This is a genomic window from Kiloniella sp. EL199, from assembly GCF_900313065.1.
Classification (GTDB): Bacteria; Pseudomonadota; Alphaproteobacteria; order Kiloniellales; family Kiloniellaceae; genus Kiloniella.
Genome location: NZ_OMPU01000013.1, coordinates 483,929 through 499,976, shown reverse-complemented (window position 1 = coordinate 499,976; position 16,048 = coordinate 483,929). Strand labels below are relative to the sequence as shown.

The window sequence follows — 16,048 nt, the reverse complement described above, 5'->3', positions numbered from 1 at the left end:
CTTCATCGCTGACGAGAACTCTTAGAGCTCTCGTGCGATTTCTTCGATGATGTAACATTCAATCTGGTCACCCACTTGAATGTCAGAATAGTTTTCAAAGGCCATACCACATTCGTAACCCTCTTTAACTTCCTTCACCTCATCTTTGAAGCGACGCAAAGTTTTCAGAGAACCATCATGGATAACCACGTTATCGCGCAGCAAGCGAACTTTAGATCCGCGTTGAACTGAACCCTCCGTGATCATACAACCCGCAATCTTCCCAACTTTGGTAATGTTGAAGACTTCCCTAATCTGGGCATAACCAGTGAATTTCTCGCGCTGTTCAGGCTCAAGAAGGCCGCTCATCGCTGCTTTTACATCATCCACAACATTATAAATGATGGAATAATAACGAATGTCCACGTTTTCACGGCGCGACATTTCACGTGCCTGCGGGTTCGCGCGAACGTTAAAAGCAATAACGAAAGCACCAGTAGACTGAGCCAAGGTAATATCGGATTCGTTGATAGCACCAACACCAGTATGCAGAATGTTCACCTTAACTTCGTCAGTGTTCATTTTCTGCAAACTTGTCGCGATAGCTTCCATGGAACCATGAACATCAGCCTTAACGATAACCGGAAGCTCTTCTGCTTTACCTTCTTTCAACTTGGCAAGCATCTGTTCCAGTGAACCGCGGCCAGCCGCTGCAGCAGCAAGATCTTTTTTCTTCTGTTCACGATACTCCGCAATTTCGCGGGCTTTGGCATCATTATCAACAACGATAAAGTCATCACCGGCACTCGGCGTACCGTTCAGACCCAACACCTCGACAGGAAGTGACGGACCAGCTGATTTGAGCTTTTGTCCGCGTTCATTCGTCATGGCACGAACACGTCCCCATTCGCTACCTGTTACAAAGATATCGCCAACATTCAACGTTCCCTTTTGAACCAGTACAGTTGCGACAGAACCACGGCCTTTATCAAGCTTGGCTTCAATCACAGCACCGATAGCAGCACGATTTGCATTTGCTTTCAATTCAAGCAATTCTGCCTGTAGCATGATTGCTTCTTCCAGCTTGTCGATACCCATCTTTGTTTTAGCTGAAACTTCAACTGTCTGAATTTCACCCCCCATGTCTTCAACAATAAGTTCATGCTGAAGCAGCTCTTGCTTCACACGGTCCGCATTTGCTTCGGGCTTATCCATTTTGTTGATCGCAACAATGATCGGTGCATCGGATGCTTTCGCATGATTAATCGCTTCAACTGTTTGTTCCATGATGCCATCATCACCAGCCACAACCAGCACAACGATATCCGTTACAGTTGCACCCCGCAGACGCATTTCAGTAAAGGCAGCATGACCCGGCGTGTCCAGGAAAGTGATCTTGTTACCAGAGGCCAGATTCACCTGATATGCACCGATATGCTGCGTAATACCACCAGCTTCACCGCGAACGACATCTGCAGAACGAATGGCATCCAGCAAAGAGGTTTTACCATGATCCACGTGACCCATGATCGTAACAACAGGAGGGCGGGATTGTTGCTCTTCATCGGCTTCATCCTGATTACCGAGAATACCTTCTTCAACATCCGCCGCTGTAACACGTTTGATTGTGTGTCCAAGTTCCTGAACAACCAACTCGGCAGTATCAGCATCAATCGTCTGATTGATTGTCGCCATAACACCAAGCTTCATAAGCTGTTTGATAACTTCAGTTGCACGCTCGGCCATACGGTTGGCAAGTTCCTGAACTGTAATGGTTTCTGGCAAGATAACTTCACGCAAAACCTTGGTCGGCAGAGGACGCGCACCGCGTTCTTGCTGTAGCTTCTTCTGACGACGACGTTTTACAGAAGCAAGTGACCGCTGACGACCATCTTCATCCATTGCGCTTGCAATGGTCAATTTGCCTTTATTACGGCGTTCTGTCGTTGCCTGATTTTTATCAGTTGCTTGTTTTGGAACAAAACTTGGCTTGTTACCTTGCTTGACACGACCACCCAGCTCATTTGCAATAGCTTCGCCAACGGATGCTGGCGCTACATTGGGCTTTTTCTTTGGTTTTGGCTTGGGCTTGGATTGGCGATTATCCGGTGCACGTTCAGCTGCCTCGCGTTTTTTACGGGCTTCGGTTGTCGCACGCGCCGCCACTTTAGCTTCTTCTTCGGCTTTTTCCATAGAGTTTTTGGTGTTTTCGGCCCGGGCAGAAAATTCTTCTGCTTTTACGCGTTCTGCTTCTTCCGCAGCAAGACGAGCCTCTTCCTCCGCCTGAATTGCAGCTTTACGTTTGGCTTCTGCTTTCTGGCGTTTTCTCTCTTCTTCTGCCGCCTGCTTCTTGCTCTCTTCAGCTTCACGCGCAGCCGCAAGGACCTGCATACGTTTTGCTTTTTCTGCATTAGTCAGATCATCGTGCGATGACGCAGGTTTTGATGCTTTCTTTGGTGCAGCAGATGCTTTTTTTTCAGGCTTCTGCCCTTCGGTCAGATTCGGTTCCGGGGTCGTCACCTCTGCCATACGCCCGCTCTCGCCACGTTCGAATGTACGACTACGCTTGACTTCCACAGTAACGGATTTAGATCGCCCATGGCTAAAGCTCTGCTTAACCTGGCCGGTTTCTACAGTTTTTTTCAACTCAAGCGTATTCGGCCGACTCAATGTCAGCGGCTTTTTGCTCTTACTGGTGTCCTTGCTCGAGGTCATTCTTTCAGACGTCCACTTACTTTTTTGGCGGGGTGTCCCGCAATTCCTCTTACAGCTAACAACCGCGCCACATCAGCGGCGAAACTATCAGCGATTCCACTTGGTCTAAGCGCTATATGTACCCAGTTATCCCGGCCTAGCGCTTGCCCTAGCTCATGACCGGTAAAGGTTTCATCTATTGGCAAATCAGGATCAACAGCCCTAGCCAATGCACGAATTTTACCGCGTCCATCTTCTGCCGCGTCTGCGGCTTGTACAAGTATCTTGACGTTCCCTGAAGAAAGCCAAGCTTTCGTTTTTTCAAACCCTGCTACCAAATGTCCTGCACGTTTTGCCAGACCTAGGGCATCAAGGCAACGTTTCGTTAGCTGCGTATCAAGTTGCTCAATCAAATTATCGGGCACTGTGACCTTCGCTTTAGCTGAACGAGCGAATAATTGTTTATGACACGCCTTCTCTACCATATCACGGCTTGGAGACAACCAGATTCCGCGTCCCGGTAGTTTTCCGAATAAATCCGGAACCACATTTCCGTCTGGCCCAACCACAAATTTCAACAGGGCCGACTGAGGAAAAAGATTACCAGAAGCAATACAGCGTCTTTCAGGTTCGCTTTTTCGCTTCTTTCTGACTTTCTTTTTCCCCTCAGTTTTTTTCGTCAGTACAGACTTAACCAAAGTATCTAATCCTCTGGTTTTATTTATTCACTTGCCTCAGATTCACCAGATTCAGAAGCAGCCGCATCTTCATCTGCAAACCAGTGTGCACGTGCAGCCATGATGATTTCGTTTGCCTTATCTTCTGAAAGAGCAAGTTCTTCACCCAGCATTTCAACAAGTTCATCACCAGCCAGATCAGCGAGATCATCCAGAGTTTTAATACCCTGCTCACCCAAGTGAACAACCTGTTCAGAAGACAAACCGTCCACAGACATCAAATCATCCTGAACACCCAGATTCTGGCGAGACTCTTCCAATTCTTTTTCGTGGGCTTCAAGATAGGTACGGGCACGATTACGAAGTTCTTCAGCAATATCTTCGTCAAAACCCTCAATGGCGGCAAGTTCGTCAACAGGAACGTAACCTACCTGTTCAACGCTTTCAAAACCTTCTGCCACAAGAAGATGGGAAATCACATCGTCCACATCAAGTGCATCCATAAAGTTCTGCGAACGCTGTTTGATTTCTTCCTGACGACGACGAGATTCTTCTTCGTCTGTCATGATATCGATATCCCAACCCGTCAGGATAGAGGCCAGACGAACATTCTGTCCACGGCGTCCAATCGCAAGAGAAAGCTGATCATCAGGAACAACAACTTCAATACGCTTTGAATCTTCGTCCAGAACAACTTTGGAAACTTCGGCTGGAGCCAAAGCGTTTACAACAAATGTCGCAACGTCTGGTGACCATGGAATAATGTCAATCTTCTCACCCTGAAGCTCTGTCACGATTGCCTGAACACGGCTACCACGCAAACCGACACAAGCACCGACAGGATCGATTGATGTATCCTGAGAAAGAACAGAAATCTTGGCGCGGCTTCCCGGGTCACGGGCAACCGCCTTAATTTCAATTACACCATCATAAATTTCAGGCACTTCCTGTGAGAAGAGTTTCGCCATAAACTGCGGGTGCGAACGAGAAACAAAAATCTGCGGTCCACGAGGCTCTTCACGTACATCATAAATGTATGCACGCACACGATCACCGTTACGGAAGTTTTCACGCGGCAGTGTTTCATCACGACGCATAATGGCTTCGGCTTTACCCAGATCAACAGTAACATTGCCAAACTCGTTCCGCTTAACAACACCATTGATAACTTCGCCGACACGATCCTTGTATTCACGGAACTGTCTGGCGCGCTCTGCATCGCGAACCTTTTGAACAATTACCTGTTTTGCAGTCTGGGCAGCAATACGACCGAGATCAATTGGGGGCAATTCATCAAAGAAAAATTCACCAACTTCAATATCAGGCTGACGCACTCTTGCATCTTTGAGGGTTGTTTGTGTCAGTTCGTTTTCAACTTCCTCAACAACCTCTGTATAACGACGCAATCTAACTTCACCGGTTTTACGGTCAATTTCAGCACGAATATCGCGTTCATGACCATATTTGGCGCGTCCAGCTTTGGAAATAGCCTGCTCCATTGCATCAAGCACTTCATCACGCTCAATACTTTTTTCACGAGCTACAGCTTCAGCAACCTGCAGAAGTTCAGTTCTATAAAGAGCAGTCGTTTCCATTTGCCCTCAAATCCTCAATCTATCATGACAGTCCGAATTTGATTTTCGCACCATCATTTCTCTTGTTTATCCTATAGCGCGGCGTATCGATACCTCGCTACAACGCATTATTCACAAGCGCGTATTATCCATCAGCTTGTGCTGCAGCAATCAGTTCATCGGTCAAAATAAGCTTTGCGCGCGACATATCCTGAAAAGCCAGATATACCTCGGCCTCTTCTTCTTCCAGATCAAGATGAATAGCTTCACCTTCAACACCGAGAAGACACCCTTTAAAACGTTTGCGTCCATCAACGTTTATCAACATTTCGATCCTGGCATCAAAGCCGACAAAACGCTGAAAATCCGATAAACGTGTTAATGGACGATCTATACCAGGTGAGCTTACCTCCAGACGAAAAGTTCCGGAAATGGGGTCTTCCACATCTAAAAGGGCCTCAATCGCGCGACTGATATCTGAACAGTTATCAACAGTCATGATCTCTGTAAGATCACTGTGTTCAGCCATCACCTGAAGCGTTTTTCGCTCATCACCACCTGTAATCATAACACGAACGATATCAAAGCCCATAGACGCCAGAGTCGGGGCTATAATCTGCTCTATCTGTGCAGCTTTACCGTCACTCGTTTTGGCAAGAAGAGGTATCGTACCTCCTTTAGCGTCTAACAATAACTCATCTCCGTTTGCATAAGCGTCTGTTCTATGTCTTTGTGCCATGCCTTTGACAAAAGGAACAAAAACAACAATAGGCGCTGAATTTAGATACAAAAAATGGGCCTTAAGGCCCGCTTTCAAAACTTCGATGTAGCGGGCTACAACAAAGTGTGTCCCGCGCGCACTGTAACCTCAGCCCCATTACAGTGCAAGCGCTTTTCTGAAACAGCAGAAAAAGTGCCATTTACCATACTTTTGGGATAAACGAGAACCTAAAGAACTTGTGCCCGTGGCAATCTTTTGAAACGCAAATACCCTGGCTTGAGGCCTTTTTTCAAAGCCTTTTCTTCATACCGGGTTTTGGGCCAATCATCTGTACGCTGGTTCCAGTCGTCTTTTGATTCAGCTTGCCAGCTAAACAACGGATGAGGAACAGTCCTCTCGAGCATCCACTGCAAATACCCCATATCATCTGTCGCCATCCGAAGCTCACCACCATCTACAAGCAAGGCAGCAAGCAGATCCAGCGTTTCGATTTGGACAATACGCCGCTTGTTATGGCGGGCTTTGTGCCAGGGATCAGGGAAAAGAATAAACACTTTACTCAGCGAGTTTTTCGGCAAGAACGACATCATATCGCGCACATCACCCCGATAGATACGAACGTTCTCGGCACCATTATCATCAAGATGGCCAAGTAAACTGGCGACCCCGTTAATAAAGTATTCAGCCCCGATCAAATTAACATCGGGATTATGTTCAGCCTGCCAAGCCAAATGCTCACCACCGCCAAAACCGATCTCAAGCCATGTTTCATGACCTGATCGCCCAAACATATCATCTAGATTATAAGGGATGATATTTTCGGGATCTCCCAACGTTATCTGGATTTTTGGCAGAACCGTCTCGACAAGCTCCGTCGCTTTTTTCCGCAGAGGGCGACCCTGTCGTCGGCCATAAAAAGTACTACGCTTAACAGGATCGCTCATCTTCTTTACTCTACGTCTTCTTCAGCTCTTAAAGGTTAAAAGCTGACTTTAGGCTATCCACAAGATCAAGACGCTCCCATGAGAAGCCTCCGTCATCTTCCGGACGACGGCCAAAGTGGCCATAAGCTGCTGTACGCGCATAGACAGGCTTGTTCAAAGCCAAGTGCTCGCGAATACCGCGTGGAGAAAGATCCATGATATCCATCAGGATAGCCGGAAGTTTCTGTTCATCAACCTGGCCTGTGCCATGCGTATTCACATAAAGTGAAAGCGGTTTGGACACACCAATCGCATAAGAAACCTGAATTGTGCAACGCTCGGCGAGGCCAGCGCCAACAACGTTCTTTGCCAGATAACGCGCAGCATAAGCAGCCGAACGATCAACCTTGGTCGGATCTTTACCAGAGAAAGCACCGCCACCATGCGGGGCAGCACCACCGTATGTATCAACGATGATCTTACGCCCCGTCAGACCTGCATCACCATCAGGACCACCAATGACAAAACGGCCTGTCGGATTCACATAGAATTCATCGTCAGAACACATCCAACCTTGCGGCAATTCTTTTTCAACGTGACGACGAACGACTTCACGAATCTGATCATTGTCCATACCTTCAGCGTGCTGAGTAGACACAACGACTGATGTCGCTCGAACAGGTTTGCCATCAACATATTCCAGTGTCACCTGACTTTTTGCATCAGGCCCCAAGCCTGGCTCTTCACCAGAATGACGGACGTCAGCCAGGGAGCGCAGAATATTGTGCGAATAAAAAATTGGCGCAGGCATATAACCATCGGTTTCCTTACAGGCATAACCGAACATAATACCCTGATCACCAGCGCCTTCGTCTTTATTACCAGCGGCATCAACGCCCTGGGCGATATCCACAGATTGCTCATGGATGAAATTCTGTACATCCATGTTTTTCCAGTGAAAACCGTCTTGTTCATAGCCAATGTCACGAACAGCCTGACGAGCCACTTCTTCAATAACATCAGGTGTCACAGAAGCAGGACCACGAACTTCACCGGCCAAAACGATCCGGTTTGTTGTTGCAAGTGTCTCAACCGCAATTCGAGATTGCGGGTCGTGAGAGAGGTATAGATCTACGATAGAATCTGATACGCGATCACAAACTTTGTCAGGGTGTCCTTCGGACACGGACTCGCTTGTGAAAAGATAGCTGCCAAGTCGCACGACAACCCCTTTCTATATGATTGTAAAAAAAATTGATCGTTGCACCGGAAAATAACAATAATGCGACCCATGCCCGACCAAATGCACTATATAACGCAAAATGCATATAATGCAAAACGCGATCAGGAATGCCTGATCGCGCTCTATAATGCAATGCTTAATTATAGATTCATGCTAGAATCAACTATTAAGCAGATATTTTCTGCAATATCTTAATAGAACTTAAGAGTTTGCCGCTTCTTCAGAAGCTGTTTCTGCCGCTGTACCCAAAGCTTTTGTCATTTCAAAAAGACGTTTGCGCACATGCGGATCAACGATCTTATAATAAGCTCTGACTAACTCAAGCGTTTCGCGCTTGGCCATCGGATCAGCCTCATGAACAAAAGCTTCTACCTTTTCTTCGCTCATTTCACGCAAGCGAACAGGTGACTGCGAAGCAACTTCATCAGGCATGTCTGCGAAGAAATAACCAACTGGCACTTCGAGAACACGAGCCAAGTCATATAAACGACTGGCGCCGACACGATTTGCTCCACGCTCGTACTTTTGAACTTGCTGGAAAGTCAAACCGATAGCTTCGCCAAGCTTCTCCTGACTCATGCCAAGAAGCGTCCGGCGCAACCGAACTCTACTACCGACATGAACATCAACTGGATTTGGTTTGCCTTTACCACGAACTGGTTCGTTTTCTTGTACTCGACCCATAATTCCACTCTTTCTAAACTGCACACAAGCAACCATCTATACGAGTATATTTATGCATACCATCGTATGTAGTCAACTTATTTTTTGTAAAAGAGTGTATTTTTTAGGTTTCACATTACCTTTTGCCTCTGATTACCAGTGGTAGTAGCAAGAGTGTGATTAGTATCAGAACCAAGAAATTGCCGATGATAGAGAACACTGTCTGACCAGAGATTTTTTGGGGTAATCCAGTGTCAACAATACCCTTTTCCCCCAAACCAATACTCTTGACCACGCGCCCATAAGCATCAATAGAGGCCGATATCCCCGTATTCGCAACACGAATAACAGGCAATCCCTCTTCAACAGCCCTGAGTTGCGCCATACCAAAGTGCTGATAAGGCCCACTGGTAATGCCAAACCAGCCATCGTTGGTTGCATTGAGTATCCAGTCTGGCCTTTCAGAAGAATTCGCGACCGCGCCGGGAAAAATAATCTCATAGCAAATCAGCATACTCATGGCAGGAAGACCAGGAACACTCATCGTTCTAAGACCTTCACCTGGTGTAAAATCAGAACTTCCGGCTGTCATTTTTTTAAGAAACGGCAACCAATCTTTCAAAGGCACATATTCACCAAAGGGGACGAGATGGAATTTGTCATAGGTATCAACAATCTCACCGCGGCGATCGAGAACGTGCATTGAGTTGCGAAAACTCCGTTCAATATCGCCATCAACAGATCGTTCTTCGACTCTTGGCGCTCCTGTAATCAAATAACCAGAGGGTGGTACAACCCTTGAGACGACAGACCGCAGTTCTTTATCACCAGACAACAAAAACGGCACTGCCGTTTCTGCCCAAATCACATGGGTAATATCCTTAAAACCCTCACTCGCGCTTAATTGCATTTGTGTAACAATATGTTCACCACGCAATTCAGGCTTCCACTTATCTGCCTGACGGATATTTGGCTGGACAAGACGCATTTTTACATTATCGACAAAGGCTTCATCACCTGTTGATGCCGTACTCAAACGAAAAGCTCCATACCCCCAAACCAGTAAAGGCATACACAGCACAAAAAGTACAAAAGCAACGCGACGCTTCATCTCTGAAAACGGAAGATCTTTATCCTCGAACAGTACCGAAAATGCACTGGCAACAAGAAGAGAAATAACACTTAAGCCCCATACACCGGCCAAGCTAGCAAACTGAAGCATTTGATCTGAGAAGGTCCAAACAGAACCAATGAAATTCCATGGGAAACCTGTAAAGATCCAGGACCTTAGCCATTCAATAAAGAGCCAGATTGCCGTAAAGGCCAAAACCCGCTCGACTCCACGGATTTTTAATCGTCCCATTGCATAGCCAACGAGAAGATGGAAAAGCCCCATTCCTGCGGCCAATGCCAAAATCGCAAAAGGCATTAACCAAGCATGGCGGGCAGTGTTTACCAAGAAAGCGGCCCCGACCCAATAGAGACCAACAGCAAAATACCCCGTTCCAAAGGCCCATCCGATAAAGGCAGCCTTTTTCGGGGTTTCAGCGCCTTTCCATAACCAAAGCAAGCCGACAAAAGCCGGAATCAAAAAAGGTACAAGAAATAAAGGTGCAAAAGCTGTCGCTGATAACCCGCCCAGACCAACGGCAATCGCGTAACGCTTCCACCCTGTAATTGATTGCAGCTTATCGCTCAGGCTATAGATACCTGCCAGTCCCCGCCCCATTACCATACCGGCCTAGCCTTCTTTTAATTTTCCGCTATCTGTTAGCGTGTTCTTCCATACTTTCAAGCGCTTGATTCTACGCGGGTCTGCATCCAATACCTCAAACATGACTCCGGTTTCTTCGTGCTCAATCAATTCGCCTCTTGCCGGTACACGATCAGCGAGCCAAAAGACAACGCCGCCAAGTGTATCTATATCCTCGTCCCGCTCTTCATCTGTCAGAATCGGTCCTATTTTCTCTTCCAACTCACCAATTGGGCAGCGCGCGTCAGCAATAAACGAACCATCAGGACGTGGATATAACCTCGGCCCTTCATCAGTATCATGTTCATCCTCTATCTCTCCGACGATCTCTTCAACAAGATCTTCGATGGTCACAAGGCCATCAATACCACCGAATTCATCAACAATCAGTGCCATATGGACACGCGACATACGCATCTCCAGAAGCAAATCAATAGCCCTCATGGAAGGCGCAATGATCAAAACGCGGCGTACGATACTTGCAAGATTAGGATTACGAGCGCCTTTTGAATATTCCAAAACGTCCTTGATATGGACCATACCAATAACGTCATCCAACGTTTCGCGGAATACCGGCAATCTTGAATGACCTGCACGGCTCATCATATCAATGAGGTCGCCGATGGATGTGTCGAGATCCACAGCGATAATATCAGCCCGAGGCACCATGACATCAGAGCAGGTCAGATGTCGAAGCTTGAGAATATTTCCGAGCATGAAACGCTCATCTTCACCTAACGGTGTCGATGATTCTACTTCATCTTCACTACCTTCAATTTCATCTATGATTTCCTCAACAGTCTCTCGAAGACTGGAATCGCCATTTTTGAAACCAAAGGTGCGCGTTAACCAGTTCCATAGTCCGCCGCGCGATGATGCCTCTGCATCCTGGTCGCGCAGCGATTTACTATTACCCGATATTTCACTCATCTATCGCACCCTCAACAAGTCGCTCGTCACCAAGCTCATAAGGGTTCTCAACACCAAGCCTATTCAAAATATCTACCTCAAGCCCTTCCATCTCAAGTGCATCATCATCTTCAATATGATCATACCCCAGTAAGTGCAAAACACCATGCACCAAAAGATGTGTAAAATGATCTTCCAGCCTTTTAGATTGCTCATTTGCTTCTAAAATCAAGGTTTCCAGAGATAAAACTATATCTCCAAGGGGTAGAACACCGCGTTGAGATGCAAGATCGGCCTCTTCCGGATCATCCAACGTAGAGAAAGACAACACATTTGTTGGCTTGTCTTTACCTCGATATTCTTTGTTTAAAGCCTGAACCGAATCATTATTTGCAAGAACAACAGATAATTCCGCCTCAGAAATTAAAGTTGCCTCAGATGAAGATGATTCTTCAGAAAATCCGGCAAAAACATAAGAGGCAATCACAGCCCGATGGATAAGTGCCTGATAATGGGGAAGCTTATCAAACCACTGAGGTTCCCTAAGCTCGACTGCAACCTCGAAACCTGAAGACATAAAAGAAGCGCTTCCATTGCTCAAAGACCGCTCCATAGCTTCGGTCATTATAAGATCAGACACTTCTCTGAACCTTTGGAATCAGGTAATTCTTTGGCTTATCAGCCATCAAAGAAATCTCTTTCTTCTGCCTCACCTTTGTTTTGACGATTGTCATAGGCACGTACAATTTTTGTAACCAGTTCATGGCGAACAATATCAGCATGAGCAAACTGAACGAAACCAACCTCGTCCAACTTGGCAAGGGTATGCGACGCATCTCGCAGTCCGGATAGTTGACCTTTTGGCAAATCCACCTGCGACATATCACCGGTTACCACCATACGTGATCGCTCTCCTAATCGGGTCAGAAACATTTTCATCTGCACAGGAGTGGTATTCTGGGCCTCATCAAGAATAACAAAGGCATTCGACAAGGTTCGCCCACGCATAAAAGCTAGCGGCGCAATCTCGATCTCGCCATTCTCCAATCGGCTCATAACCTGATCCGAAGGAAGCATGTCATGAAGGGCATCATAAAGCGGACGCAGATAAGGATCGACCTTATCTTTCATGTCACCAGGCAAAAAGCCTAGACGTTCGCCTGCTTCAACAGCCGGACGCGAAAGAATAATGCGCTCAACATCCCCATTAAGCAAAAGGGAAACCCCATAAGCAACCGCCATATAGGTCTTGCCTGTTCCTGCTGGCCCAACACCAAACACCAGCTCGTGACGTTGCATTGCCTTGATATAGGCAGCTTGTCCAGGAGACCGGGGGTTCAGACGCCTTTTTCGGGTAACGATTGCCAACTCATCTCCATGAGTTGATTCTACGGCCTTTTCGGTTTCATCAACATCTGGTGTAACCTGTGCCATACGAACAACAGCATCAACTTCGCCGTCGCCAACATCCAGGCCCTTTTGCAATCGTTCGTACAATGCTTTTAAAACAACCTTTGCTGTCGCAACTGAATCTTTACTACCGCTTATTGATACTTGATTTCCACGCGAAGCGAGATCTACATCAAGGTGCTGTTCCAATCGAACAAGATGTTGATCATGTTCCCCATATAGCATGGGAAGAAGACTATTATCATCAAACTCAATTAATTTATTCTGCCGTGTACCACGGGCGGCGTGTCCGTTACGAGCTCTGGCTGTCAAATGCGTCCCTCCATTTCGGCTTTTGCATGTTCTATATTATGCGCGTCAAAAACACCAAAGTCACCTGTTACTACTGAACCCGTTAAAGAATTTGGTTTAGCAGTTTCGATTTTGACATCAACAATTTGCCCCATAAGGCGCTCTGGCGCCTGCACAAAGACAGACTGCATGTATGGGCTACGCCCGCCCAGTTGACCAATTTCGCGACCTTTACGCTCAACCAATACGGAAAGTGTCTTCCCGATCATGCTTTGGTTAAACGCCATTTGTTGAGCATTTAGCAATTCCTGTAACATCGCCAAACGTTTCGCCTTCACGTCTTCAGGAACCTGCGCATCAATGCCAGCAGCCGGTGTTCCCGGACGCGGGCTATATTTGAAAGAATAGGCCTGAGCATAATTAATATCAGTAACCAAACGCAGTGTATCGGCAAAATCCTGATCACTTTCGCCCGGAAAACCCACGATAAAGTCAGACGACAGCGCCAATTCAGGACACACATCACGAAGCTTATCAATTACCCGGCGATATTCATCACCAGTGTGTTTGCGATTCATCATTTCCAGTATGCGGTCAGAACCGCTTTGAATCGGCAAATGCAAATAGGGCATTAATTCTGAAAGGTCGCGATGAGTTTCAATCAGCTCATCATCCATATCATTAGGATGCGAAGTCACATAACGAAGGCGTTCAATACCATCCACTTCTGCAAGCTCTCTAAGCAACCGTCCTAAACGCCATGTTTTACCATCAGCAGCTTCACCGTGGAAACCGTTCACATTTTGCCCAAGCAATGTAATTTCACGCGTTCCATTGGCAACCAGACGCTTGGCTTCATCAACAATCGCGGTTACCGGGCGCGAAAATTCAGCACCACGGGTATAGGGAACAACGCAGAAAGTACAAAACTTGTCACAGCCTTCCTGCACAGACAGAAAAGCTGATGGACCATGTGTCTGACTTTCTTCAGGTAGAAAGTCGAATTTGGATTCTACCGGGAAATCCGTGTCGGAAATGCCCCGACCAGTCGTATTACCAAGCGCCTTTGTAACCATTTCAGGCAGGCGATGATAGGTTTGTGGGCCAAACACCATATCGACTTGTTTCGCACGGCGTAAAATCTCTTCACCTTCGGCCTGCGCCACACAGCCCGCAACCCCAATCAGCATGCGGTCACCACCGGATTCGCGCTTTTCCTTGAGTCGTCGTAACTGCCCAAGTTCAGAAAAGACCTTCTCAGAAGCCTTCTCTCGAATATGACAGGTATTGAGAATGACCATGTCAGCCGTTTCGGGGTTGTCTACAGTCTTGTAACCCAGTGGAGCCAAAACATCTGTCATACGAACCGTATCATAGACGTTCATTTGACAGCCATAGGTCTTAATATAGAGCTTTTTCGCCAACGTAATTACCAATTCAGCCTAGCATCTTTTTCGGTCATATTTATAATAAACCGTTATGATACCTTGTTAAATTACCATGTGTTGGGATTTGAAGCTATTTCTAATCGCCGCCCGCCCAGGGCATCGGAAACACCGCAAGACACCGCCTTATGGCAATGACTGGCCATGTCTTTCCGATTAGCGAAGGAACTCGCTTCTACTGGCTCCAGGAATTCAACCTCTACAGTCAAAACACCCATTGCCAGCGCATGCCATAAATGCCCCGGTAATTCCATATCACCATACCAAGCATAAAAGGGACGCCACAAACGACCCATCGGCATACCATCCAATCGGGTGTATGTAATAGAGATTGGCTGAACCAGCAAGGGACTATCGTTTTCTGAGGTCTGTGCAACTGAAAAGAGCGCGGATTTAAAAGGCAATACTCGGGTACCGTCGCTAGATGTTCCCTCGGGGAATAAAATCAGATCACGTCCATTCCCAAGCCGCTTTGCCATGTGATCACGGCTTTCGCTAGACTTGTGTCGACGACGCTGAATAAAGACTGTACCGGATAACTTGGCAAGCCATCCAAAAAACGGCCAATTACCGACTTCGGATTTTGCAACAAAATGCCCGTCAATCAGGCTCCCCAGAACAGAAATATCCAGATAGGACACATGATTGGATACATAGAGTGTTGGCTGCCGTGTACTTTGCTGTCCACGAGTGACAATCTTGATACCATTCAAGAAGCAGGTCGCATTGTGATACCACAGGGGTAATTTATAACGACCAGGCAATCTTAGAAGCAGGAGTAAAAGCTGCAACGGCATCAAGGCCAAGGTGAAAAGGACATACACAACCAAACGGCAAGAGGCTCTTAAATCAGATCCCAAACCAGAAGCTACAGCGATGTCCGACATATCACGCTACCTGTTGTGCTGCATTGTCCGTTTCACGGCGATAATGTTTATAGTATTTGTCAGTCACTCGGCTTGTTTCAACAATCACACAAACATCCGTGGTGCCAAACTGTTCATCAATAACAGCGCCATCCCCAATAACGCCGCCAAGCCTCAGATACCCCTTAATCAAAGGCGGCAATTCTTTAATGGCTGCCTTGGGGTCAATCTGATCCGCTGACATGAGATTCATGGAACTAAATCTCTCTGGCAAAGCTTTGGGGCGAATGTCGGTTTCAGCAAGGTGATTGTGATATAGATAAGATAAAGGCAGCTTCATCTGCTCTGGATCAGTTCCATGCAAACTTGCGCAACCAAACATGTAACGAATATCATAGGTGAATACATACTGGGCAATACCGCGCCACAGAAGCTGCATCGTTGAACCACGTCGATATTCCTGATCAATACAGGACCGCCCCAGCTCCAGAATTTCACCATCAAAATTCAAAAGTTTTTCCAGATTGAATTCATCGACAGAATAGAACTGACCGCGTTTTTTTGCACCTTCACGGCGCATCACGCGATAGGTGCCAACAACAGCCTCAGGCCCTGTGCCTTTCTCATTGTCGAAAACAAGCAAATGATCGCAGAAGGGATCAAAGCTATCAAAGTCCCGACTCTGGGATTCCATCTCTGGTGTCGGTTGAGCGGAATTCTCGCGATAAAAAATATCATATCGCAGATTCTGCGCGGCCAAAACTTCCCGCTCGCTCTCGGCCAAACGGATTGTAAGTTGTCCCGCAGTTACATCGACGGGTCGTGAAGTACCCTCATTCATGCTCAGCGTGTTCCCTAGAAATAGACATGGCGAATTTAAACATGGCGAGGACTGTGCCA

14 protein-coding genes are annotated in these 16,048 nt (G+C 46.8%); all 14 read right to left on the bottom strand.

Annotated features, from left to right (window positions below; all coding sequences use genetic code 11):
* Positions 1-21 precede the first annotated feature (21 nt).
* The 14 genes from infB to D9A03_RS17115 all read right to left on the bottom strand — a co-directional run bounded on the left by infB (position 22) and on the right by D9A03_RS17115 (position 15,989).
* Positions 22-2,694, bottom strand: coding sequence for a translation initiation factor IF-2 (gene infB, locus D9A03_RS17180; protein WP_120498422.1), 2,673 nt, complete (start codon positions 2,692-2,694; stop codon positions 22-24).
* Positions 2,691-3,371 (bottom strand): RNA-binding protein, encoded by a 681-nt coding sequence (locus tag D9A03_RS17175; RefSeq protein WP_120498421.1) that lies wholly within the window; start codon positions 3,369-3,371, stop codon positions 2,691-2,693. The genes infB and D9A03_RS17175 overlap by 4 nt, the downstream gene beginning before the upstream one ends.
* Positions 3,372-3,394: 23 nt before the next feature.
* On the bottom strand, positions 3,395-4,945 hold the full coding sequence (gene nusA, locus D9A03_RS17170; protein ID WP_120498420.1) for a transcription termination factor NusA: 1,551 nt from the start codon (positions 4,943-4,945) through the stop codon (positions 3,395-3,397).
* Between the two features lie 124 nt (positions 4,946-5,069).
* Positions 5,070-5,714: a ribosome maturation factor RimP gene (gene rimP / locus D9A03_RS17165; protein ID WP_371682968.1), complete on the bottom strand. Its 645-nt coding sequence runs from the start codon at positions 5,712-5,714 to the stop codon at positions 5,070-5,072.
* 158 nt (positions 5,715-5,872) lie between these two features.
* The gene (gene trmB, locus D9A03_RS17160) at positions 5,873-6,589 is read right to left on the bottom strand and encodes a tRNA (guanosine(46)-N7)-methyltransferase TrmB (protein ID WP_120498419.1); all 717 of its coding nucleotides are present in this window, start codon (positions 6,587-6,589) and stop codon (positions 5,873-5,875) included.
* A 28-nt stretch (positions 6,590-6,617) separates the two neighbouring features.
* On the bottom strand, positions 6,618-7,790 hold the full coding sequence (gene metK / locus D9A03_RS17155) for a methionine adenosyltransferase (protein WP_120498418.1): 1,173 nt from the start codon (positions 7,788-7,790) through the stop codon (positions 6,618-6,620).
* A gap of 222 nt (positions 7,791-8,012) precedes the next feature.
* A complete protein-coding gene (locus tag D9A03_RS17150; RefSeq protein WP_047764168.1) occupies positions 8,013-8,495 on the bottom strand; it encodes a helix-turn-helix domain-containing protein in 483 nt (160 codons plus the stop codon).
* Between the two features lie 115 nt (positions 8,496-8,610).
* The gene (gene lnt / locus D9A03_RS17145; protein ID WP_120498417.1) at positions 8,611-10,209 is read right to left on the bottom strand and encodes an apolipoprotein N-acyltransferase; all 1,599 of its coding nucleotides are present in this window, start codon (positions 10,207-10,209) and stop codon (positions 8,611-8,613) included.
* A 6-nt stretch (positions 10,210-10,215) separates the two neighbouring features.
* On the bottom strand, positions 10,216-11,157 hold the full coding sequence (locus D9A03_RS17140) for a hemolysin family protein (RefSeq protein WP_120498416.1): 942 nt from the start codon (positions 11,155-11,157) through the stop codon (positions 10,216-10,218).
* Positions 11,150-11,776, bottom strand: a complete 627-nt coding sequence (gene ybeY / locus D9A03_RS17135; protein ID WP_216825519.1) for an rRNA maturation RNase YbeY — start codon at positions 11,774-11,776, stop codon at positions 11,150-11,152. The genes D9A03_RS17140 and ybeY overlap by 8 nt, the downstream gene beginning before the upstream one ends.
* A 38-nt stretch (positions 11,777-11,814) precedes the next feature.
* The gene (locus D9A03_RS17130; RefSeq protein ID WP_216825518.1) at positions 11,815-12,858 is read right to left on the bottom strand and encodes a PhoH family protein; all 1,044 of its coding nucleotides are present in this window, start codon (positions 12,856-12,858) and stop codon (positions 11,815-11,817) included.
* Complete coding sequence (gene miaB / locus D9A03_RS17125) at positions 12,855-14,261, bottom strand: tRNA (N6-isopentenyl adenosine(37)-C2)-methylthiotransferase MiaB (RefSeq protein ID WP_162938220.1); 1,407 nt, start codon at positions 14,259-14,261, stop codon at positions 12,855-12,857. The genes D9A03_RS17130 and miaB overlap by 4 nt, the downstream gene beginning before the upstream one ends.
* Positions 14,262-14,332: 71 nt before the next feature.
* Positions 14,333-15,169 carry a 1-acyl-sn-glycerol-3-phosphate acyltransferase gene (locus tag D9A03_RS17120; RefSeq protein WP_120498414.1) on the bottom strand — a complete coding sequence of 279 codons (837 nt, stop codon included), beginning with the start codon at positions 15,167-15,169 and terminating at the stop codon, positions 14,333-14,335.
* Position 15,170: 1 nt separating this feature from the next.
* Entirely contained in the window at positions 15,171-15,989 is an 819-nt protein-coding gene (locus D9A03_RS17115) for a GNAT family N-acetyltransferase (protein ID WP_120498413.1), read from the bottom strand.
* Positions 15,990-16,048: the final 59 nt, after the last annotated feature.

Excerpts from the sequence above, each read along its gene's own strand:
- infB (WP_120498422.1), bottom strand. The coding sequence starts at position 2,694 with ATGACCTCGAGCAAGGACACCAGTAAGAGCAAAAAGCCGCTGACATTG.
- nusA (WP_120498420.1), bottom strand. The coding sequence starts at position 4,945 with ATGGAAACGACTGCTCTTTATAGAACTGAACTTCTGCAGGTTGCTGAA.
- trmB (WP_120498419.1), bottom strand. The coding sequence starts at position 6,589 with ATGAGCGATCCTGTTAAGCGTAGTACTTTTTATGGCCGACGACAGGGT.
- D9A03_RS17150 (WP_047764168.1), bottom strand. The coding sequence starts at position 8,495 with ATGGGTCGAGTACAAGAAAACGAACCAGTTCGTGGTAAAGGCAAACCA.
- lnt (WP_120498417.1), bottom strand. The coding sequence starts at position 10,209 with ATGGTAATGGGGCGGGGACTGGCAGGTATCTATAGCCTGAGCGATAAG.
- D9A03_RS17140 (WP_120498416.1), bottom strand. The coding sequence starts at position 11,157 with ATGAGTGAAATATCGGGTAATAGTAAATCGCTGCGCGACCAGGATGCA.
- D9A03_RS17120 (WP_120498414.1), bottom strand. The coding sequence starts at position 15,169 with ATGTCGGACATCGCTGTAGCTTCTGGTTTGGGATCTGATTTAAGAGCC.
- D9A03_RS17115 (WP_120498413.1), bottom strand. The coding sequence starts at position 15,989 with ATGAATGAGGGTACTTCACGACCCGTCGATGTAACTGCGGGACAACTT.